The organism is Pseudomonas sp. WP18 (assembly GCF_036689585.1).
Classification (GTDB): domain Bacteria; phylum Pseudomonadota; class Gammaproteobacteria; order Pseudomonadales; family Pseudomonadaceae; genus Aquipseudomonas; species Aquipseudomonas chlororaphis_E.
Genome location: NZ_CP144758.1, coordinates 4,000,133 through 4,020,977, shown reverse-complemented (window position 1 = coordinate 4,020,977; position 20,845 = coordinate 4,000,133). Strand labels below are relative to the sequence as shown.

The following is a 20,845-nucleotide window of genomic DNA, read 5'->3' as shown; positions in this document are numbered from 1 at the left end:
GCGCCCTGGCCGAGCTGATGCGCGCGCCGCGCCTGATTCCCTGGCGCAATTGGTCGGGAGGGCAAAGTTGCCTGCCGCTGGCGCGCCTGGCACCCAAGGACCTGGATGAACTGGTGCAGGTGGTGACCCGCGCCGAAGGTCGCATTCGGCCGGTGGGCTCGGGGCATTCCTTCAGCGCGCTGGTGCCCACGGACGGGACCTTGCTGTCGCTGAGCTTTTTCAGCGGATTGCTCGATCACGACGCCGCCAGCTTGCAAGCGGAGTTCGGAGGCGGTACACCCATGTCGCGCATGGGCCTGGCACTCAAGGCCGTCGGCCAGGCATTGCCGAACATGGCCGACGTGGATTACCAGACGCTGGCCGGCGCCATCGCCACCTCGACCCATGGCACCGGCAAGGCGTTCGGCTCCTACGCGTCCCAGGTCGTTGGCCTGCAACTGGTGACCGCCAGTGGCGAGGTTCTCGATTGCGACGCCCATCGCCACCCCGAGGTGTTCAAGGCCGGGCGGGTTTCCCTGGGGGCGCTGGGGTTGGTGACCCGGGTGCGCTTGCAGAATCGCCCGGCCTATCGGCTGCGCGAGCGTCAGTGGGTGGCAAAAACCGAAGAGTTGCTCGAAGACATCGACGCCCACACCCGCGACAACCAGCACTGGGAAATGCAGGTCGTCACCCATTCCGACTATGCGTTGGCCATCGCGCTGAACGAAACCAGCGACCCGGCCACGCCGCCCATCAGCCCGGAAGAAGAGGGCGGCAACGAGTTCGTCACCCTGATCGAAAAACTCGACAAGTACGGCAGCGATTTTCCCGCGGCCCGACGAATGCTGCTGAACAACCTGCGCCTGCTGGCCAGTTTCGACGATCGCGTCGGCGACTCCCATGACATCTACGCCAACGCCCGCACCGTGCGCTTCAACGAGATGGAATACTCGGTGCCGGCCGAACACGGCCCGGCGTGCCTGCGGGAGATTCTTGCGCTGATCCGCGACAAGGACCTGCGCACCTGGTTTCCCATCGAGTACCGCTACGTCAAGGCCGACGACATCGCCTTGAGCATGTTCGAGGGGCGCGACAGCTGCTCGATCTCCGTGCACCAGCATTACCAGATGGACCACCACAATTTCTTTGCCGCCATCGAGCCGATCTTCTGGAAGTACCAGGGCCGTCCGCATTGGGGCAAGTTGCACTCGCTCAACGCCAGGGCGCTCCAGGCGCTGTACCCGCGTTGGCAGGAATTCTCCGAGGTGCGCCAGGCCCTGGACCCCGCCGGCAAGTTTCTCAACGGGCATCTGTCCACGATCCTGGGGGTGAGCTGATGGGCTTCAATCGTCGAGGGTTTCTCAAGGGAACGTTGGGTGCGGGGGTGCTGCTCGCCGGGGCCGCCGTGCTGTTACGCCCGCAGGACAAGGGCGGGCCGTACAGTGATTACTTCCGCCAGTTGAACCGCGAGCTCAAGGCCAACGGCCCGATGCGCCCGGTGCTGCTGGTGGACCTCGATCGGCTGGACCACAACGTCGATGTGGTCAAGGCGTCGGTCCGGCGCACCGGCAAGCAACTGCGGTTGGTGGAAAAATCATTGCCGTCGCCCGGGTTGCTGGCCTACATCGGCCAGCGGGCCGAGACGCGGCGGTTGATGTCGTTCCACCAGCCGTTTCTCAACCACGACGCGATGCAGTTTCCCGACGCCGATATCCTGCTGGGCAAGCCGCTGCCGGTGCGCTCCGCCGAGCTGTTCTACCAGTTGCACAAGGGGCCGTTCGACCCCGCGCGGCAGTTGCAGTGGTTGCTGGACACCCCGCAACGGCTCGAACAGTACCGCGCCCTGGCCCAAGGCCTGGGCACGCGGTTGCGGGTCAATATCGAACTGGACGTTGGTCTGCACCGGGGGGGCGTGACCGACGAAGCAAGCCTGGACGCCATGCTCAAGCTGATCCGGGCCCATCCGGCGCAACTGGAGTTCGCCGGGTTCATGGGTTATGACCCGTTCGTGGGCATGGGTGTGCCCGAGGTGTTGGCGAGCCCGCAGACGCTGTTGGCCCGGGTCATGGCGATCTACACCGCGCGGGTGGATTTCGTTCGCTTGCGCTACCCGGACCTGTGGCACCCGAGCCTGACCTTCAACACCGCCGGCAGCCCCAGTTATCGGCTGCACGAGCAGGAAAACCTCAGCACTGAAGTGTCGGTGGGCACGGCCATGCTCAAGCCCAGCCATTACGACCTGCCATCCCTGAGCGAGCACGTGCCGGCGGCCTACATCGCCACGCCGGTGTTGAAGCGCACCGGCGCGGTGAACATCCCGGCGCTGGACGATAAGTCACGGGTCTTTTCCTGGTGGGATGTGAACCAGCGGGCGACGTTTTTCATCTACGGCGGCAACTGGATGGCCGACTTCGAATCGCCCCCCGGCCTGAAGAGCAACAGCCTCTATGGCCGCAGCTCCAACCAGGAAATGGTCAACGGTTCCGAAGCGGTGGGGCTGGAGCTGGAAGACCAGGTGTTCCTGCGGCCCACCCAGACAGAGTCGGTGTTGCTGCAGTTCGGTGACTTGCTGGCGGTGCGCGGTGGACGGATTGTCGAGCGGTGGCCGGTCTATAGCTGAGCAGGGGTTGCCAAACACAACGCTATTGGGAAAAACACTACCTGTGGCGAGGGGATTTATCCCCGTTGGGCTGCGCAGCAGCCCTAAAACCATCCAGCCCGGTGTGTCAGGTAGATTGAGACCACAGCAATGGGGCTGCTGCGCAGCCCAGCGGGGATAAATCCCCTCGCCACAATTCAATCATCTCCAGACGTGCGATGAGCCCTAGAACGCAAACGGAATACTCACCTTCGCCCACAGCATTTCCCCTTCCGGGCGGTTCGCCACGTCGAACTCCTTGGCCCAGCGAATTTCCGCGCTGGCGTACTTGAGGAAGGTCAGGTGCACCGCCGGGCCGATGGCGAAGACCTGGCCGCGCACGCCGTCGTCGACGTCCTGCCCGGCGAATTGCACCGTGCGGCCGTACTGTTTGTCGTCGGTGGTCTGCTTGAGGTAATAGCCGTTGAGCCCGAGCCGCAGGTTGTCGGTGACCCGGTAGCTGGCCGAATAATCGAAGTGGAAGATCTGCCCCGAGCGGTAGTCGGTGTCCTTGTTCTCGCGGTTGAAGCTGTAGGTGGTCTTCATCGACACCTCGGTGGCCTCGGTGGGCAACCAGGTGAAGGAGAACAGCGGTTTGTAGGTGTAGAAATTGTTGCTGGTGTTGGCCAGTCGATCGGTGCTGTATTCGCCGGTCGGCACGGTGATTTCCACCGCCGCGGCCAAGGTCAGGTTCTTGCCCATGTCCCAGAGCACGATCGGTGAAATGGTCGTGTCGCCCATGCCCTCGCGGGTGTCGTGCAACCCGAACACCGACACTTCCTGCTTGAGCCACGGCTGGGCGACGTAGATGCCCAGCCGTCCGCCGGCCACCCGCAATGGGCTCAGGTAGTCGATCCGCGGGACCACCGCCGTGGATTCGATTTCAACCTTCGGCACGTCGCCGCCCAATGAGCTGATGTTGAATTTTCGTGCCTTGTAATGGTTGTAGTAGAGGTTGAACGCGACCATGTTGTCGGGAAGGCTGTCGACCTCCAGCGGCAACACGAAGAAACCGTCGGTGCCGGGGCCGATGTTGTCGACGCCGGATTCCGTCGCCAGGGCGGGCAGCGTAACGGTCAGGCCGAAGGCCAGGGGCAAGGCAAAGCGCGTGCGGATCGGGTTCATAGGGGGGCTCATTATTATTGTTGGTGATGCACCGAAAGTCCGAGCCATAGAAATAAGCCGTTAGTGGCGGCCAGGGCAGGGTATTGGCGGCCACGCAGGGGACTTGGGCGGCCAGATTTTGTGTCCCCCATTGCGCCGGCGCATGCTAACGTTCATGAAACAACCGGTTACAAAAACGCCACCTAACGTGCTCCGGAACCCGCCATGCAGATGAAAGTCATCGACCCCACCTATGAACTGGCGCTGGTCTCGCCCTTCCTGTTGCAAACCTTGGCCGAGGTGGTGGCGGACAAAGGCTTCGATGCGGCCAGCCTGTGTCGCGGCCTGGGCTTTGGCCTCGACGATTTGCAGGACCCCGCCCAGCGGATTTCCTATCGCCAGGCCGTGATCATGATCCAGCGTGCGCTCAAGCTGCTGCCCGACCAAGGCCTGGGCCTGTGGGTCGGCGACCGGAACGTGCTGGGCACCCTGGGCCTGCTGGGTCATGTCCTGTCGCTGTGCGAAACCCTGCGCGATGCCTTCGCCCTGGGCGTGCGTTACCAACACACCACGGGTGGCATCGCGGTGACCAGTGTCGAGGAAGCCGCCGAGCAGATCAGGGTCGAGGCGACCTGCCGCCTGCCGTTCGCCGAGATCCAGGTGTTTGCGGTCGAGGAGTTCTTTGCCAGCCTGATGGTCTACGGCCGAGCGCTGGCCGGCCCGGATTTCAAGCCAGAGGCCGTGGAGTTCATGCACGCGGCGCCGTCCTATGCCCGGGAATACCAGCGCATATTGGGGCCGGAGGTGCGCTTCGGTTGCCGGCACAATCGCATGTTGATCAACGTTCGCTGGCTGGACATGCGCCTGCCCAATCATCATCCGCTGGCCTTGCGCCAGGCCTTGGCCCTGCTGGAGCAGGAGGCCGCCCAGGTTCACCAGAAGATCGACTTGATCCAGGCCGTGGAACGGGCGATTGCCCGGGACCTGACCCGGGGCAGCCACATCGAGAAAATCGCCAGCGACCTCAACATGAGCAGCCGGACCCTGCGCCGGCGCCTGACGGAGCACAGCCTGACCTTCGAGGCCTTGCTCGAACAGGTCCGGCGCGGTCGGACCCTGAACCTGCTGGCGAACCCCGACCTGTCCATCGAGCGTATTACCGAAGAGGTGGGCTACAGCGATGTGCGCAGTTTTCGTCGGGCGTTTCGGCGCTGGACCGGCATGAGTCCCAGCGCGTTTCGTAGCGAGGGCGCCGAGGCGCGGCTCTAAGGTTATGTCCAAACGGTATTTCTCAAGCCACGGGCGGTTTCCCTAAGATCACGTCATAACTCGTTATGACAAGTGATGGGGTCCATGTCCAACAACGTTCTTTCCCTCGACAGCGTGCCGCTGCATACCCAACTGCGGGACGTGCTGCGCGCGCGGATTCTCGACGGCGAATACCCCCAGGGCAGCCAGATGCCCTCGGAAAGCGAACTCGGCGCGCTGTTTCGCGTCAGTCGCATCACCGTGCGCCAGGCCTTGGGTGATCTGCAAAAGGAAGGGCTGATTTTCAAGATCCATGGCAAAGGCACCTTCGTCGCCAAGCCCAAGACCTTCCAGAACGTCAGCACCCTCCAGGGCCTGGCCGAGTCCATGACCGGGCGCGGCTTCGAGGTGATCAACCGGCTGCACAGCTTACGCTTCGTTGCCGCGGACAAACGCGTGGCCGAGCGCCTGGGCCTTGCCGAAGGCGACACGGTGGCGCAGGTCAAGCGGGTGCGGTTGATCAACCGCGAGCCCGTTTCCCTGGAGATCACCTACCTGCCCAAGGCCCTCGGCGAACGTCTGGAAAAGGCCGACCTGGTCACCCGCGACATCTTCCTGATCCTGGAAAACGACTGCGGCCTGACCCTCGGCCATGCCGACCTGGCCATCGACGCGGTGCTGGCCGACACCGAGTTGACCCAGGCACTGGAGGTCGAGCCGGGCTCGCCGATCATGCGCATCGAACGCCTGACCCATGACGCCAGCGGCCAGCCGCTGGACTTCGAATACCTCTATTACCGCGGCGATGCTTTCCAGTACCGCCTGCGGATCGACCGGCAAAAAGGGACGCAAGCATGACCCACAGCGCTGTGACTGGAAGCACCCTGGAACAGGAATACGACATCGTCGTGATCGGCGGCGGCACGGCCGGGCCCATGGCGGCGATCAAGGCCAAGGAGCGCAACCGTGACTTGCGCGTGTTGTTGGTGGACAAGGCCAACGTCAAGCGCAGCGGCGCCATCAGCATGGGCATGGACGGGTTGAACAACGCGATCATCCCCGGGCACTCGACACCCGAGCAGTACACCAAGGAAATCACCATCGCCAACGACGGCATCGTCAACCAGGCGGCGGTGTACGCCTATGCGACGCACAGCTTCGAAACCATCGAGCAACTGGACCGTTGGGGCGTGAAGTTCGAGAAGGACGAAACCGGCGACTACGCGGTAAAGAAGGTCCACCACATGGGCGCTTATGTGTTGCCGATGCCCGAAGGGCACGACATCAAGAAAGTGCTCTACCGCCAGTTGAAACGGGCGCGGGTGAGCATCACCAATCGGCTGGTCTGCACTCGCTTGCTGACGGATGAAGAGGGCGCGGTGAACGGCGTCATGGGGTTCGATTGCCGCACCGCCGACTTCCATGTGATCAAGGCCAAGGCGGTCATCCTCTGCTGCGGCGCGGCGGGGCGCCTGGGGTTGCCGTCCTCCGGTTACCTGATGGGCACCTATGAAAACCCCACCAACGCCGGGGATGGCTATGCCATGGCGTACCACGCCGGGGCCGAGCTGGCGAACCTGGAGTGCTTCCAGATCAACCCGTTGATCAAGGACTACAACGGCCCGGCCTGTGCCTATGTCACCGGGCCACTGGGTGGCTACACCGCCAACAACAAGGGCGAGCGCTTCATCGAGTGCGACTACTGGAGCGGGCAGATGATGTGGGAGTTCCACCAGGAACTCGAGGGCGGCAATGGCCCGGTTTTCCTCAAGCTCGATCACCTGGCCGAGGAAACCATCCAGAACATCGAGGAAATCCTGCACAGCAACGAGCGGCCCAGTCGCGGGCAGTTCCATGCCAATCGCGGCACCGACTACCGTACGCAGATGGTGGAAATGCACATCTCCGAAATCGGCTTTTGCAGCGGCCATTCGGCCTCGGGCGTGTGGGTCAACGAGCGGGCCGAAACCTCGGTCAAGGGCCTGTACGCAGCGGGCGACATGGCGGCGGTGCCGCACAATTACATGCTCGGGGCGTTCACCTACGGCTGGTTTGCCGGCCATAACGCCGCGGACTTCGTGGCCGGGAAGGATTTCTCGACGCCGGATGCCGGCCAGGTCGAACGGGAAAAGGCCCGCGTCTACGCACCCCTGACGCGCGCTCACGGTTTGCCGCCGGCCCAGGTGGAATACAAGCTGCGGCGCTTCGTCAACGATTACCTGCAACCGCCCAAGGTCACCCGCAAGATGGAGATCGGCCTGCAACGCTTCAGCGATATCCAGCGCGACCTGGACCAGATCAAGGCCCACGACGCCCATGAATTGATGCGCGCCATGGAGGTCAGCGTGATCCGCGACTGCGCCGAGATGGCCGCTCGCGCCTCGCTGTTTCGCGCCGAAAGCCGCTGGGGCCTGTACCACTATCGGGTCGATCACCCGCAGCGCAACGACAGCGACTGGTTCTGCCATTGCCACCTGAAGAAAGGCGACGACGGCGCGATGACCTCCTTCAAGAAAGCGGTCGAGCCTTACATCATCGCCCTCGATGCCCAAGAGCTGCAGGCCTACGACCGGCTGCGGGTCGACGCCAGCGCGGCGTGAACCTTCCACCCAGAGAGAACGCCCATGGCCTATCAACCCCAGGAAATCTTCTTCCGCTCCAATGCCCCCGTCACCGTGGACGAGGACAAATGCATCGCCCACAAAGGCTGCACCGTGTGCGTCGATGTCTGCCCCATGGACCTGCTGGCGATCAACCCGGCCACCCAGAAGGCCTACATGGCGTTCGATGAATGCTGGTACTGCATGCCGTGTGAAAAGGACTGCCCGACCGGCGCGGTGAAAGTCGAGATCCCGTACCTACTGCGTTGACTGGGAGGATGCCATCGCGAGCAAGCTCGCTCCCACAGTGGATCAAGTCTAGTCGCGGTTGTTGTGTGCACCCATAAACCTGTGGGAGCGGGCTTGCCCGCGATGAGGCCAGCCCTGACACCCAAGAAGCCATCCGGCCACCCCCGGACGCCTGATTCAAAAACACCCCTCGTTTCCCACCGCGCCCTGATCGTGGCGGAGACGAACCTCCTATAAATGATTCGAGGGGAACCCCCATGTTGCGTGCAGCACTCGCCGGTCTGGTACTGGCTTCATTGACCCTGTCTGCCCAGGCAGAAACCATCCGAATCGCCATCGGCACCCAGGACACCACCATCAACTGCGCCGCCGGCGGGTTGCTGATCCGTGAACTGGGCCTGCTGGACAAGTACCTGCCCCATGACGGCGCCTACAAAGACGCCAAGTACGACATCCAGTGGAAGAACTTCACCAGTGGCGCGCCGCTGACCAACGAGATGGTCGCCGGCAAACTCGACTTCGGCGCCATGGCTGATTTCCCGGGGGCGTTCAACGGCGTGGCGTTCGAGACCGCCGGCAAGCACAGCCTGTTCATCAGCGTGCTGTCGGGCAGTACCCGGGGCAGCGGCAACGGCATCGTCGTGCCGAGTGCCTCGGGCGTGCAGGCTTTGGCCGAGCTCAAAGGCAAGACGATTTCCGTGCCGTTCGCGTCCACCGCCCACGGCATGTTGCTGCGCGCCGTGGCGGCCCAGGGCTGGGACCCGCTCAAGGACGTGAACATCATCGCCCAGCCGCCGGAAGTGGCCGGCTCGGCGTTGCAGGCGGGCAAGATCGACGCCCACGCCGACTTCGTGCCATTCGCCGAGCTGTTCCCCAGCCGCGGGTTCGCCCGCAAGATCTACGACGGCGCCCAGGCCGGTGCGCCGACGTTCCATGGCGCGCTGGTGGACCAGGCCTATGCCCGGCGCTACCCGGAAATCGTGGTCGCTTACCTGCGTGCGTCCCTGGAGGCCAATCAACTGCTGGCCGCGGAACCTGAGAAGTACAGCGAATTGATCGCCCAGGTCACCGGCGTGGATGCCGAGGTCAATTACCTGTTCCATGGGCCGCTGGGCGTACAGACCCGCGACCTGAGCTGGAAGCCGGAATACCGGCAAGCCGTCGGCACCGCCATCGATACCCTCAAGCTGCTGAAGAAGGCCGATCGTGGCCTGGACCTCAATACCTTCATCGATGACCAGTACATCCGTGCCGCCTTCAAGGCCTCAAACCTGGATTACGCCGCGCAACTGGCCAACTACGCCCAGACGCCACTGACCACGCCCGACGCCGCGACGGGCCAGGCGATCAGCGACTTCAGCCGCGTCGCCGAGATCTGGGTGCGGGGCGAACCGAAAGTGCGCCACTACGCCTCGGCGCAGTCGGCCTTCGCCGCGCTGGCGAGCCTCAAGCAGCAAGGCAAGGGCATCCGTGCCGTGTATGCCCAGGCCAGCGACAGCGGGATCAAGCTGCTGGCCGAGCAGGCGTGGTTCGCCCGCGATGCCCAGGGGCAACTCAGTGCGTTCCTGCTCAAGGGCCAGGCCGAGCAGTTTGCCGCGCAGCAGGGCGGCAAGGTCCTGGACTTTACCGAAGCTACGGCACAGTCGGTTGCTGCGCGCTGATCGTCAGAATACTCAGTGAACTGTGGGAGCGGGCTTGCTCGCGAATGCGGTCTGACATTCAACATTGATGTCGACTGAACCACCGCTTTCGCGAGCAAGCCCGCTCCCACAGGGATCTCGGTTGAGAGGAAGAGTTGTGTCCCGATCTTATTTTCGCTGGCTCCTGCGAGCCGCTTCCCTGGTGCTCTGCCTGCTGTTCTGGCAACTCGCCGCCACTCATCACTGGGACCTGGGCCTGGTGACGTTTGCCAACGTTCCGACGCCGCTGGCGGTGATCCAGGCTGCGCTCGGCCTGGGGGAGTCGGGCAGCCTTGGCCGACACCTGGGCGCCAGCCTGGGCCGGGTGTTTGCCGGGTATGGCGCGGCGGTGTTAACCGGCGTGGCCCTGGGCCTGGCCATCGGTCGCTCGAAATGGGCCGAAGACCTGCTGTTGCCGCCGCTGGAAGTCCTGCGGCCGATCCCGGCGGTGGCCTGGATTCCCCTGGCGATCCTGATGTTTCCCTCCTCGGAGTTGTCGATGGTGTTCATCACCTTCACCGGGGCGCTGTTCCCGATCCTGCTCAACACCGTGCACGGCGTCGAGGCGGTGGACCGGCGGCTGATCGCCTCGGCGAAAAGCCTGGGGGCCGGTCGCTGCGCGATCCTGTTGGAAGTGATTCTGCCGGGCGCCGCGCCGAGCATCATCACGGGGCTGGCCATCGGCATGGGCACGTCCTGGTTCTGCCTGGTGACGGCGGAGATGATCGCCGGCCAGTACGGCATCGGTTACTACACCTGGTCCTCCTACACCGTGCAGAACTACGCCGACATTGTCGTCGGCATGCTGTTGATCGGTGTGCTGGGCATGGGCAGCAGTGTGTTGATCAAGCGCCTGGGCGGGCTGTTGACGCCTTGGCACCGACCGCGAGGTAAAGCCTGATGAGTGTGATGCAAACGCCTGAGGGACGGATCGATATCCGTCAGTTGTCCATTGTCCTGGGCCAGGGAGCCCAGGCGTTCGAGGCCGTCCAGGGCCTTGATTGCCAGATCGAGGCGGGCCAGTTCGTGTGCGTCCTGGGGCCGTCCGGTTGCGGTAAATCCACCTTGCTCGGTGCCTTGGCCGGGCACCTGCAACCGCGCGCCGGTACCTTGCATGTCGACGGCTTGCCGGTGGCCGGGCCATCGCCCCAGCGCGGGATGGTGTTCCAGCAGCACACGCTGTTCCCGTGGCGCAGCGTGCGCGACAACGTGGCCTTCGGCCTGAAGATGCGGGGCCTGGGCAAAGCCGAACGGCAGCGGGCGGCGGATGAAATCCTCGCCCTGGTGGGCCTGGACGGATTCGCCGGGCACTGGCCGGACCAACTGTCCGGGGGCATGCAGCAGCGGGTGGAGATCGCCCGGGTGCTAGTCAATCGGCCACGGCTGCTGTTGATGGACGAACCCTTCGGTGCCCTGGACGCCTTGACCCGGTTGAACATGCAGCAGTTGCTGCTGGAGATCTGGACCCGCATCCGCACCACCGTGGTGTTCGTCACCCACGACATCGACGAGGCACTGTTCCTGGCCGATCGACTGCTGGTGATGAGCCCGCGCCCGGGTCGGATCATCGAGGACTTGCGCCTGGATTTTCCCCGGCCACGCACCACTGAACTGGTCACCCGTCCCGAGTTTTCCCTGTTGAAGCGCCACTGCCTCGAGTTGTTGCGCCATGAGGACGGCCAGCCGTTGCCACGCCTCAATCCCCTCGGGCTTCCCCTTGAAACCTCCTTGCCGCGATTTGCCTTATGACCTCTTTATTTGAAGACACCGACAACGATGACATCCTCGCCCTGCAACCGCGCCTGGTGGACGAGGACCCTGGTGTGCGCCGCATCGCCCTGATTGAACTGGCCGACCTCGAGGAACCCGAAGGCCTGCTGTGGCTGGTGGATCGCCTGGCCCACGATGCCAGTGCTGAGGTCCGCGCCGAGGCCGCGCGACTGCTCGAAGCCTGGGAAGACGCGCCGGTGGTCGCCGCGTTGTGCCAGGCCCTCACCGATCCGTCCCCGACGGTGCAGGGCGCCGCCGCCCAGAGTCTGAGCCTGCTCAAGAGCGAGGCGGCGGGGAGGGTGATCCTGCCCTGGGCCGCCCATGAGACCGTCAGCGTGCGCGTCGCCGCGTTCAGGGCCTTGCGCGAATTGCGCCTGGCCGACGCGGCACCGGTCGCGCTCATTGCCCTGGCCGACACCGATGCCAGCGTCCGCCGTGAGGCGGTTGGCGTGCTCGGCTGGCTCAAGCACCTCGACGCGTTGCCGGCGCTGGCGCGGTTGGCCAGCGCCGACCCGGACACCGAGGTGCGCCGGGCGGCCACCGGTGCCCTCGGCCTGGGCTCTGATGCACACGTCTTGCCGGCCTTGCGCCAGGCACTGCGGGACCCTGCCTGGGCGGTGCGCGAAGAAGCCGCCACCACCCTGGGCAAGGTCGGCCACGCCGATGCCGGCCCGGCGCTGGTCGAGGCCCTGGGGGATGATTATTGGCAAGTGCGCCTGCGCGCCACCCGTAGCCTCGGCCGCTTGCGCTACGCCCCGGCGTTGCCGGGATTGATCGAGACCCTGGGCCATCGCATCAGCAACCTGCGCAAGGAAGCCGCCCTGGCCTTGGGCGAGTTGAACGACCCCGCTGCGATCCCGGCATTGCAGGCTGCCCAGGACGATGGCGACCCTGAAGTCCGCAAGGCCGTGCGCATCGCCCTGGCGCAAGTGCAATGAGCCCGCTGGCGATGGGCAACAGCCCTGACAAAGGCCAGTTGAGGTTGAACTGGCCCGATGGCCGCGAACAACGCCTGGACCACACTGAACTGCGCCGCCAGTGTCCTTGTTCCCAGTGCCGGGCGTTTCGCTTGCAAGGGCTGGCGGTGCAGGTCGATCCACGGGTTCGGGTGGTGGAGGTCAATGCCCAGGGGTATGGGGTCCAGTTGGTCTTCAGCGATGGCCATGGGCGCGGGATTTATCCATGGGCTTACCTGGCAGGGCTTGGACATTGACTGTGGGAGCGGGCTTGCTCGCGAAGACGCCGGCGCATTCAACACTTTCTTTGACTGGCACACCGCTTTCGCGAGCAAGCCCGCTCCCACAGGGATGTGCATGGCTGTGAGCTGACTGACGGCGCTTGTCAGAAAAAACCGACAGGAGTACAAATGTACTCCATGACGACTCTCGCTCCCCGCCGCACCGCCATCCTGACCTTCATCCGCGAACGCATCGCCGATCAGGGCCAGTCTCCCAGCCTCGCCGAGATCAGCGAGGCGTTCGGCTTTGCCTCGCGCAGTGTCGCCCGCAAGCATGTGCTGGCGCTGACCGAAGCCGGTTTCATCGAGGTCAATCCACACCAGGCCCGAGGCATCCGGTTGTTGAACCAGCCACCGCGGCCCGAACTGCTGGACGTGCCGGTGCTGGGGCGGGTGGCGGCCGGCTTGCCGATTGGCGCCGACGCCGACGTCCACAGCCGCCTGATGCTGGACCCGGCGATGTTCACCAAGGCGCCGGACTACCTGCTGCGGGTGCAGGGCGACTCGATGATCGGGGACGGCATCCTCGACGGTGACCTGGTGGGTGTACAACGCACCCCCCAGGCCGCCAATGGCCAGATTGTCGTGGCGCGGCTCGACGGTGAGGTCACCATCAAGCGTTTCGAGCGGATCGGCGAACGCGTGCGCCTGCTGCCGCGCAACCCGGCTTATCAACCGATCATTGTCGAAGCCGATCAGGACCTGGCCATCGAAGGCGTGTTCTGCGGCCTGTTGAGGCAAGGCTGATGGGCGCTGTCGTCGCGCTGGACACGCTGTTCAATGCGGGCCAGGTCTGGAAGGGCCGGCCCGCGCCTCCAGCCGCCAGCCCGCAACCTACCGGGCATGCTGCGCTGGATGCGGCCTTGCCGAGTGGCGGCTGGCCGGAAGCGGCGTTGACGGAATTGCTCATCGCCGCCCCAGGCGTGGGCGAGTTGCAAGTGGTGTGGCCGACCCTCGCCCGATTGTCGAGCGCGGGGGAGCGCATCGTGCTGGTGGCGCCTCCGTTCGTGCCTTATCCCCAGGCCTGGCAGAACGCCGGTGTGGACCTGCGCCAGTTGTCGGTGATTCAGGCCGATGAGCGCGATGCCTTGTGGGCCGCCGAACAATGCCTGCGCTCGGGCAGTTGCGGCGCGGTGTTGTGCTGGCCTCGTCAGGCAGACGACCGGGCTCTGCGCCGGCTGCAAGTGGCGGCCGAAACCGGCCAGACCCTGGCGTTCGCCTGGCGCTCGATGCAGGAAGCCATCAACCCGTCGCCGGCGGCCTTGCGCATCGCCATCGACGCCCGACCCGCGCAGTTGCGCGTGCTCAAGTGTCGAGGCGGGCTGGCCCGTTCGGCGCCGATTGCCTTTGCCGCGTCCACAAGGCACTGAGGTTGCGATGCGCTGGGTTTGTATTCTCTTTCCGCAATTGGCGCTGGATGCCGCGCTGCGTCAGCGACCCGATCCCGACGAGCCGCTGGCGCTGCTGACCGGCCCGGCTCAGCGGCGGGTGCTGCAAGCGGTGAATGCGTCGGCGCGAGCTCTGGGCTTGCGTCCGGGCCAGACCATGACCGCTGCCCAAGCCTTGAGCAAAGGCTTTGCCACCGCCGAGTACGACGCCGCGCAGATCGAACACTGGCAGCAATTTCTGGCTGCCTGGGCCTACCGTTTCAGCGCCCAGGTCAGCGTGCATTACCCGCGCACGGTGCTGTTCGAGATCGAGTCGAGCCTCGGCCTGTTCGGTCCCTGGCCGGTGTTCGAGGCGCGGTTGCGGGCTGAGTTGACGGCGCTGGGGTTCCGCCATCGCATCGTCGCCGCGCCGAACCCGGTGGCGGCGCGGGTGTTGGCCAATGCCTACGACGCCCTGGTGGTGCCCGATGACGAGGCCCTGCAAGCGTGCCTGGGGCAGATGCCGGTGGAACGGATCGGCCTGCAAGCCGAAGTCGCCACGGCGTTGTCACGCATGGGCTTGCGTCGTTTGAGCCAGGTTCAGGCCTTGCCCCGACATACCCTGGCGCGGCGCTTTGAAGCCCAGGTGCTCAAGCACCTCGATGCGCTCACCGGCAGCCGCACCCTGGCGCTGTCGTTCTACCTGCCACCGGACCGTTTCGATGTGCGCATCGAGCTCAACTACGACGTCCAGTCCCACCAGGCGCTGTTGTTCCCGTTGCGCCGCTTGACCGGTGACCTGTCGGCGTTCCTGTGCGGGCGTGACAGTGGCGTACAGCGCTTTGACCTGCACCTGGAACACGCCGGGCTGCCGGACACGGTGATCAAGGTCGGCCTGCTCAGCGCCGAGCGGGAGCCTTCGATGCTGTTCGAACTGGCCCGTGGTCGCCTGGAACAGGTTCAGGTCGAAGCCCCGGTGCGCGGCTTTCGCTTGTGCGCCGAAGACCTGCCGAGCTTCGTGCCCCAACGCCTGGAGCTGTTCGATGAGCGCCCGCAACAGTCCTTGCCCTGGGAGCAATTGCGCGAGCGCCTGCGGGCCCGGCTGGGGGACGAAGCGGTGCAGGGCCTGGGGTTTCGCGATGATCACCGCCCCGAATGTGCCTGGCAGATGAGCGCCCAGCCTCGGCCACAGGCTTGCCGGGTGCAAGACGTGCAACGCCCCGGCTGGTTGCTCAGTGAACCCCAGGCCTTGTCGCCCAGCCAGGCGCAGATCCTCATGGGCCCGGAACGCATCGAGACGGGCTGGTGGGACGGCGCCGATGTGCGTCGCGATTACTACCTGGTCGAGACCCGCAGCGGGCAACGGGGCTGGGCCTATCGGCCGGTGGGCGAGGGTGGGCCGCTGTGGTTGCAGGGGTGGTTCGCATGAGCATTGGGTATGCCGAGCTGCATTGTCTGTCGAACTTCAGCTTCCAGCGGGGTGCCTCCAGTGCCCTGGAGTTGTGCAGGCGCGCCAGCGAGCAAGGCTACCAGGCCCTGGCGATCACCGACGAATGCACATTGGCCGGGATCGTCCGGGCCTGGCAAGCGGCCAGGGAACTGCAATTACCGCTGATCGTCGGCAGCGAGATCCAGGTCGAAAACGGTCCGAAACTGGTGCTGCTGGTGGAAAACCTCGAGGGCTATCAGGCCTTGTGTCGGTTGATCACCCGCGCTCGCCGGCGCAGCGAGAAGGGCCACTATCGCGTCGTTCGCGAAGATTTCGACGAGCCCTGGCCGGGCCTATTGGCGCTATGGGTGCCAGACGGCAAAGACGACGAAGCACAGGGTCGCTGGCTTCAGTCGATCTTCGCCGAGCGGTTGTGGCTGGCGGTCCAGTTGCATTGCGGGCAGGACGACCGGCGTCGACTGGCGGATTGGCTGGCGCTGGCCGATCGCATGTGTCTTCGCGCCGTCGCCACGGGCGATGTGCACATGCACGTGCGTGGCCGTCGGGCCTTGCAGGACACCATGACCGCCATCCGCCACCACGTGACGGTCGCCGAGGCCGGCCAGCGCCTGCACCCCAACGGCGAGCGGCACTTGCGCAGCCTCCAGGCCCTGGCCGATCTCTACCCCCGTGCGTTGCTCGATGAAACCCTGGTGATCGCCCGGCGTTGCACCTTCGACCTGGGTCAGTTGCGCTATCAATACCCGCGTGAGTTGGTGCCCGAGGGCCATGATCCGGCGTCGTGGTTGCGGGAATTGACCGAGCGCGGCATGTGCACGCGTTGGCCTGACGGGGTCAGTGACAAGGTTCGACGACAGATCGACTGGGAGCTGGCATTGATTGCCGAGCTGGGCTACGACAGCTATTTCCTCACCGTGCAGGACATCGTCAGCTTCGCCCGGCAGCAGCGCATCCTCTGCCAGGGACGTGGCTCGGCGGCCAACTCGGCGGTGTGTTACGCCTTGGGCATCACCGAGATCGACCCGAGCCAGAGCAACCTGTTGTTCGAGCGGTTCCTGTCTCGCGAGCGCAACGAACCGCCGGACATCGACGTGGATTTCGAACACGAGCGGCGTGAAGAAGTCCTGCAATACGTCTTCCGGCGCTACGGTCGCCATCGCGCGGCGTTGACGGCGGTGGTCAGCAGCTACCACGGCGCCGGGGCGGTGCGGGACGTCGCCAAGGCCCTGGGCCTGCCGCCGGACCAGGTCAACGCGCTGGCCGACTGCTGCGGTCGTTGGAGCGATGAGGCGCCGCCCGTGGATCGCCTGCGTGAGGGCGGCTTCGACCCGGACAGCCCGATCTTGCGCCGGGTGCTCGGCCTGACCCGGCAACTGATCGGCTTCCCCCGTCACCTGTCCCAGCACCCCGGCGGCTTCGTGATTTCCGAGCAGCCCCTGGACACCCTGGTGCCGGTGGAAAACGCCGCCATGGCCGAGCGCACCATCATCCAGTGGGACAAGGACGACCTGGACGCGGTCGGGCTGCTCAAGGTGGATGTCCTGGCCTTGGGCATGCTCAGTGCGATCCGGCGATGCTTCGACCTGATCGAACACTACCGGGGTCAGCACCATACGTTGTCATCGCTGCCCAAGGACGATCCGGCGACCTACGCGATGATCAGCCGCGCGGACACCATCGGTGTGTTCCAGATCGAATCACGGGCGCAGATGGCGATGCTGCCCCGGCTCAAGCCACGGAAATATTACGACCTGGTGATCGAAGTGGCGATTGTGCGACCGGGGCCGATCCAGGGCGGCATGGTGCACCCGTACCTGAAGCGGCGAAATGGCGAGGAAGCCGTCACGTACCCCTCGCCCGAGCTGGAGACGGTGCTGGGGCGGACCCTGGGCATTCCGTTGTTCCAGGAGCAGGTCATGCAGATTGCCGTGGTCGCGGCCGACTACACCCCCGGCGAGGCCGACCAGTTGCGTCGTTCCATGGCCGCCTGGAAGCGCCACGGCGGGCTTGAGCCGCATCGGGTTCGCCTGGCCCGGGGGATGGAAAAAAATGGCTATTCCCCTGAGTTCGCCGCGCAGATCTTCGAGCAGATCAAGGGGTTCGGCAACTACGGCTTTCCCGAATCCCACGCCGCCAGTTTCGCCTTGCTGACCTACGTCAGCAGTTGGCTCAAATGCCACGAGCCGGCGGCATTCGCCTGCGCCCTGATCAACAGCTGGCCCATGGGGTTCTACAGCCCGGACCAGATTCTGCAGGACGCCCGCCGACATCAATTGCAGATCCGCCCGGTGGATGTGCGCGCCAGCGATTGGGATTGCAGCCTCGAACCCATGGAAGGCCGGCAACCGGCGATTCGCATGGGGTTGCGCCTGGTCAAGGGGTTTCGCGAGGAGGACGCCCGGCGCATCGAAACGGCTCGCCGGCATCGGCCTTTCAGTGACGTGGCCGACTTGGGCGAACGGGCGCAACTCGATGCCCGGGCCCAGGCGCAACTGGCCGATGCCGGCGCCTTGCACGGCTTGGCGGGCGACCGGCATCGCGCCCGCTGGGCCGTCGCTGGCGTGCAGAAACAATTGGGCCTGTTCGCCGGTTTGCCCAGCCAGGAAGAACCCCCCGTGAGCTTGCCGAAACCCACCCTGGGGGAAAACCTGTTTGCCGACTACGCCACGCTTGGCACCACCTTGGGGCCGCATCCGCTGGCTTTGTTGCGCACCGAGCTACGTGCCCGGCGGTGCCGCAGCTCACGGGAATTGCAGGATGTCGAACATGGCCGCAACGTCAGCGTTGCCGGTCTGGTCACCGGCCGCCAATGCCCGGGCACGGCCAGCGGCGTGACCTTCGTCACCCTGGAAGATGAGTTCGGCAACCTCAACGTGGTGGTCTGGCGTGACCTGGCGGAACGTCAACGTAAGACCCTGGTGGGCTCGCAACTGCTGCGGGTCGATGGGCGCTGGGAAAGCGTGGGCGAAGTCCGCCACCTGATCGCCGGACGCCTGAGCGACCTGACCGAATTGCTGGCCGGCATCCAGGTGCAAAGCCGTGATTTTCGCTGACGCGGTTGTCATCTCCAACCGTTGCCGCTGCTGTGGCGAGGGAGTTTGCACCCGCTCGGCGGTGCAGCCGTCGTCAACAGCCTGGCGCGGTCTGCCTGAAGGATCGCCGATTTTGGGGCTGCTACGCAGCCCAGCGGGAGCGAGCTCCCTCGCCACGGTGAGCGTCTGAATCGGCGAGTATGAAACCAAACGCAGCCGCCGCGCTCGAAGCACTGAGCACAAGGGACTCGTGGTATGCCGATTCCCAGCAAGCCTGTTGAGGTTCACAGTCTTCTCATGGAGTTTTTATCCCACAATCACGGATGCCTCGGTTGGGGCGGTGAAATGGCCGGGCGCATCCGGGCGTTCGATTGGCGCCAGACCGAGTTGGGCGTTATCGAGCACTGGTCCGCGAGCCTGCGCAACGCGGTCCAGATGCTGCTCGCGTCGCCCCTGCCGATGGTGATGTTGTGGGGGCGCCAGGGTTTCATGATCTACAACGATGCCTATGCCGAGTTTGCCGGCGGCCGCCACCCGTACCTGCTGGGTTGCCCGGTGGAGCTGGGCTGGCCGGAAGTGGCCGATTTCAACCGCCATGTGCTGGACGTTTGCCTGGCCGGCGGCACCTTGTCCTATCGCAGCAAAGAACTGGTGCTGCTGCGCGATGGCAAGCCCGAAGACGTCTGGATGGACCTCTATTACAGCCCCGTGCCCGGTGAGGACCAGGCGCCGGCAGGGGTCTTGGCGGTCGTGGTGGAAACCACCGAGCATGTGTTGACCGAGCGGGCCCGGCAAGAAGCCGAGCGCAGTTACCGCGCCGTCAACGAGCGGATCCAGTTGGCGTTGTCGGCCGGCCCGCTGCTGGGGTCGTTCGTCTGGGACATCCAGGCCGACAGGCTCTCCGGTGACGAGCGCTTCGCCCGTAGCTTCAACTATCCGCCGGATTGTCCACTGGACGCGTTGCCCATCGAGATCGCCCGCCAGAGCATCCACCCCGACGACCTCGAGGAAGTGAACCAGCGGGTCGAACTGACCGTGCGCACTGGCATCCCGTATAGCGCCGAATATCGAATCCGCCGCCTGAGCGGTGACTACCTCTGGGTGCTCGCCAGCGGTCGGTGCGAGTTCGACGAGCTGGGCACGCCCCTGCGTTTTCCCGGCGTGCTGATCGACATCAACGAGCGCAAGACCGCCGAAGCGTCGCTGCTCAAGTTCACCCGCGACCTGGAGCGGCGCGTCGCTGACGAAGTGCAGGCGCGATTGAACGCCGAAGAGCAGTTGCGCCAGTCGCAGAAGCTCGAATCCATTGGTGGCCTCACCGGCGGCGTGGCCCATGACTTCAACAACTTGCTGCAAGTGATCGCCGGCAACCTGCACCTGCTGGCTCGCCATGAAGCGGACAACGTCAACGTGCAACGACGGGTCGGCGCCTGCATCGAAGCCGTGGAGCGCGGCGCCAAGCTGTCCACGCAATTGCTGGCCTTCGCCCGGCGCCAGCCGTTGTCACCGGCGGTCTACAACCCACGGCGCATCTACGACGGCCTGGTCGAACTCTTGCAACGGGCCCTGGGCGAAACCATCCTGATCGAAGTGACCTTGCCCGAGACCCCATGGTGCATCCACGTCGACCGCAACCAGCTGGAAAATGCCCTGTTGAACCTGGCGATCAACGCGCGCGATGCCATGGGCGGGGAGGGGACCATCCGCATGGTCGGCGAGAACATCGTGCTCGACGAAGCCTCCTGCGCCGGCAAGGGCATTGCGCCAGGCGAGTATGTGCGGCTGTCGGTGATCGACCGTGGCGCGGGCATGCCGCCCGACATCCTGAACCAGGTGTTCGAGCCGTTCTTCACCACCAAGACCGAAGGCCAGGGAACGGGGTTGGGGCTGAGCATGGTGTTCGGTTTCGTCAAACAGAGTGGCGGCCATATCGAGATTGCCAGCGACCTGGGCAAAGGTACGCGAGCGCACATGTACTTCCCCCGCAGTTGCCAACCGGAAACCGACGAGCAACGCCCACGCGAACCGCTTCAGGCCGGCGAGCAGGAGACGATCCTGGTGGTGGAGGACAACGACGAGGTGCGCAGCGCCTCGGTGGAACTGCTGGAACAGTCCGGCTACCGCACGCTGACCGCCGCCAACGCCGACGTGGCCATGAAGCTGCTGCTGGATGGCGCCTCGGTGGACCTGATCTTCAGCGACGTGGTCATGCCCGGCCTGATCAAGAGTTCAGACCTGGCGGCCTGGGCGAAAATGCAGGTGCCGCCGGTGCCGGTGTTGTTCACCTCGGGCCACACCCGCGACATCATTTCCCAGAACCACCAATTGAGTCCCGACACTCATTTGTTGAGCAAACCCTATGGTCCCGAAGCGCTGACCGCCATGGTCAGGTCGGTGCTGGGCCAATGAACGTCCCGGCAAACAAATGGAACCGAAGCCTTCGCCACACCTTCGAATAATCAAGGTCGGTCACCAACCGGCCCTGTCATGAA

17 protein-coding genes are annotated in these 20,845 nt (G+C 64.9%); 16 read left to right on the top strand and 1 reads right to left on the bottom strand.

The window, feature by feature from the left end; genetic code table 11:
• Positions 1–17: 17 nt before the first annotated feature.
• The gene (locus tag V5F23_RS17685) at positions 18–1,316 is read left to right on the top strand and encodes a D-arabinono-1,4-lactone oxidase (RefSeq protein ID WP_338474788.1); all 1,299 of its coding nucleotides are present in this window, start codon (positions 18–20) and stop codon (positions 1,314–1,316) included.
• On the top strand, positions 1,316–2,599 hold the full coding sequence (locus V5F23_RS17680) for a DSD1 family PLP-dependent enzyme (RefSeq protein WP_338495885.1): 1,284 nt from the start codon (positions 1,316–1,318) through the stop codon (positions 2,597–2,599). The genes V5F23_RS17685 and V5F23_RS17680 overlap by 1 nt, the downstream gene beginning before the upstream one ends.
• 204 nt (positions 2,600–2,803) lie before the next feature.
• Here V5F23_RS17680 and V5F23_RS17675 read toward each other — a convergent pair whose 3' ends face one another.
• On the bottom strand, positions 2,804–3,742 hold the full coding sequence (locus V5F23_RS17675; RefSeq protein ID WP_338495884.1) for a transporter: 939 nt from the start codon (positions 3,740–3,742) through the stop codon (positions 2,804–2,806).
• A gap of 204 nt (positions 3,743–3,946) precedes the next feature.
• On the opposite strand from V5F23_RS17675, the gene V5F23_RS17670 reads away from it, so the two are divergent.
• The 14 genes from V5F23_RS17670 to V5F23_RS17605 all read left to right on the top strand — a co-directional run bounded on the left by V5F23_RS17670 (position 3,947) and on the right by V5F23_RS17605 (position 20,762).
• A complete protein-coding gene (locus V5F23_RS17670; RefSeq protein WP_042731406.1) occupies positions 3,947–4,990 on the top strand; it encodes an AraC family transcriptional regulator in 1,044 nt (347 codons plus the stop codon).
• Positions 4,991–5,074: 84 nt separating this feature from the next.
• Positions 5,075–5,827 carry a GntR family transcriptional regulator gene (locus V5F23_RS17665; protein ID WP_042731407.1) on the top strand — a complete coding sequence of 251 codons (753 nt, stop codon included), beginning with the start codon at positions 5,075–5,077 and terminating at the stop codon, positions 5,825–5,827.
• Positions 5,824–7,569: a fumarate reductase/succinate dehydrogenase flavoprotein subunit gene (locus tag V5F23_RS17660; RefSeq protein ID WP_162489259.1), complete on the top strand. Its 1,746-nt coding sequence runs from the start codon at positions 5,824–5,826 to the stop codon at positions 7,567–7,569. Before V5F23_RS17665 ends, V5F23_RS17660 begins: the two co-directional genes overlap by 4 nt.
• Before the next feature lie 24 nt (positions 7,570–7,593).
• The gene (locus tag V5F23_RS17655; protein ID WP_003180418.1) at positions 7,594–7,839 is read left to right on the top strand and encodes a ferredoxin family protein; all 246 of its coding nucleotides are present in this window, start codon (positions 7,594–7,596) and stop codon (positions 7,837–7,839) included.
• Positions 7,840–8,075: 236 nt separating this feature from the next.
• Positions 8,076–9,479 (top strand): ABC transporter substrate-binding protein, encoded by a 1,404-nt coding sequence (locus V5F23_RS17650; protein WP_123579838.1) that lies wholly within the window; start codon positions 8,076–8,078, stop codon positions 9,477–9,479.
• A gap of 136 nt (positions 9,480–9,615) precedes the next feature.
• Positions 9,616–10,398 carry an ABC transporter permease gene (locus V5F23_RS17645; RefSeq protein ID WP_047739126.1) on the top strand — a complete coding sequence of 261 codons (783 nt, stop codon included), beginning with the start codon at positions 9,616–9,618 and terminating at the stop codon, positions 10,396–10,398.
• Positions 10,398–11,246 carry an ABC transporter ATP-binding protein gene (locus V5F23_RS17640; RefSeq protein WP_042731411.1) on the top strand — a complete coding sequence of 283 codons (849 nt, stop codon included), beginning with the start codon at positions 10,398–10,400 and terminating at the stop codon, positions 11,244–11,246. The genes V5F23_RS17645 and V5F23_RS17640 overlap by 1 nt, the downstream gene beginning before the upstream one ends.
• Complete coding sequence (locus tag V5F23_RS17635) at positions 11,243–12,205, top strand: HEAT repeat domain-containing protein (protein WP_338495879.1); 963 nt, start codon at positions 11,243–11,245, stop codon at positions 12,203–12,205. The genes V5F23_RS17640 and V5F23_RS17635 overlap by 4 nt, the downstream gene beginning before the upstream one ends.
• Entirely contained in the window at positions 12,202–12,480 is a 279-nt protein-coding gene (locus V5F23_RS17630; RefSeq protein ID WP_042731413.1) for a DUF971 domain-containing protein, read from the top strand. The genes V5F23_RS17635 and V5F23_RS17630 overlap by 4 nt, the downstream gene beginning before the upstream one ends.
• Before the next feature lie 153 nt (positions 12,481–12,633).
• On the top strand, positions 12,634–13,251 hold the full coding sequence (gene lexA, locus V5F23_RS17625; RefSeq protein ID WP_338495876.1) for a transcriptional repressor LexA: 618 nt from the start codon (positions 12,634–12,636) through the stop codon (positions 13,249–13,251).
• On the top strand, positions 13,251–13,874 hold the full coding sequence (gene imuA / locus V5F23_RS17620; RefSeq protein WP_042731415.1) for a translesion DNA synthesis-associated protein ImuA: 624 nt from the start codon (positions 13,251–13,253) through the stop codon (positions 13,872–13,874). Before lexA ends, imuA begins: the two co-directional genes overlap by 1 nt.
• A gap of 7 nt (positions 13,875–13,881) precedes the next feature.
• Positions 13,882–15,300, top strand: coding sequence for a DNA polymerase Y family protein (locus V5F23_RS17615; RefSeq protein ID WP_123579840.1), 1,419 nt, complete (start codon positions 13,882–13,884; stop codon positions 15,298–15,300).
• Entirely contained in the window at positions 15,276–18,374 is a 3,099-nt protein-coding gene (locus V5F23_RS17610) for an error-prone DNA polymerase (protein WP_338495874.1), read from the top strand. The genes V5F23_RS17615 and V5F23_RS17610 overlap by 25 nt, the downstream gene beginning before the upstream one ends.
• Before the next feature lie 276 nt (positions 18,375–18,650).
• Positions 18,651–20,762: an ATP-binding protein gene (locus V5F23_RS17605; protein WP_047739121.1), complete on the top strand. Its 2,112-nt coding sequence runs from the start codon at positions 18,651–18,653 to the stop codon at positions 20,760–20,762.
• Positions 20,763–20,845: the final 83 nt, after the last annotated feature.

Coding starts and splice junctions, on each gene's coding strand:
- V5F23_RS17685 (WP_338474788.1), top strand. CDS start 18: ATGCGCGCGCCGCGCCTGATTCCCTGGCGCAATTGGTCGGGAGGGCAA.
- V5F23_RS17680 (WP_338495885.1), top strand. CDS start 1,316: ATGGGCTTCAATCGTCGAGGGTTTCTCAAGGGAACGTTGGGTGCGGGG.
- V5F23_RS17675 (WP_338495884.1), bottom strand. CDS start 3,742: ATGAACCCGATCCGCACGCGCTTTGCCTTGCCCCTGGCCTTCGGCCTG.
- V5F23_RS17670 (WP_042731406.1), top strand. CDS start 3,947: ATGCAGATGAAAGTCATCGACCCCACCTATGAACTGGCGCTGGTCTCG.
- V5F23_RS17665 (WP_042731407.1), top strand. CDS start 5,075: ATGTCCAACAACGTTCTTTCCCTCGACAGCGTGCCGCTGCATACCCAA.
- V5F23_RS17660 (WP_162489259.1), top strand. CDS start 5,824: ATGACCCACAGCGCTGTGACTGGAAGCACCCTGGAACAGGAATACGAC.
- V5F23_RS17655 (WP_003180418.1), top strand. CDS start 7,594: ATGGCCTATCAACCCCAGGAAATCTTCTTCCGCTCCAATGCCCCCGTC.
- V5F23_RS17650 (WP_123579838.1), top strand. CDS start 8,076: ATGTTGCGTGCAGCACTCGCCGGTCTGGTACTGGCTTCATTGACCCTG.
- V5F23_RS17640 (WP_042731411.1), top strand. CDS start 10,398: ATGAGTGTGATGCAAACGCCTGAGGGACGGATCGATATCCGTCAGTTG.
- V5F23_RS17635 (WP_338495879.1), top strand. CDS start 11,243: ATGACCTCTTTATTTGAAGACACCGACAACGATGACATCCTCGCCCTG.
- V5F23_RS17630 (WP_042731413.1), top strand. CDS start 12,202: ATGAGCCCGCTGGCGATGGGCAACAGCCCTGACAAAGGCCAGTTGAGG.
- lexA (WP_338495876.1), top strand. CDS start 12,634: ATGTACTCCATGACGACTCTCGCTCCCCGCCGCACCGCCATCCTGACC.
- imuA (WP_042731415.1), top strand. CDS start 13,251: ATGGGCGCTGTCGTCGCGCTGGACACGCTGTTCAATGCGGGCCAGGTC.
- V5F23_RS17615 (WP_123579840.1), top strand. CDS start 13,882: ATGCGCTGGGTTTGTATTCTCTTTCCGCAATTGGCGCTGGATGCCGCG.
- V5F23_RS17605 (WP_047739121.1), top strand. CDS start 18,651: ATGGAGTTTTTATCCCACAATCACGGATGCCTCGGTTGGGGCGGTGAA.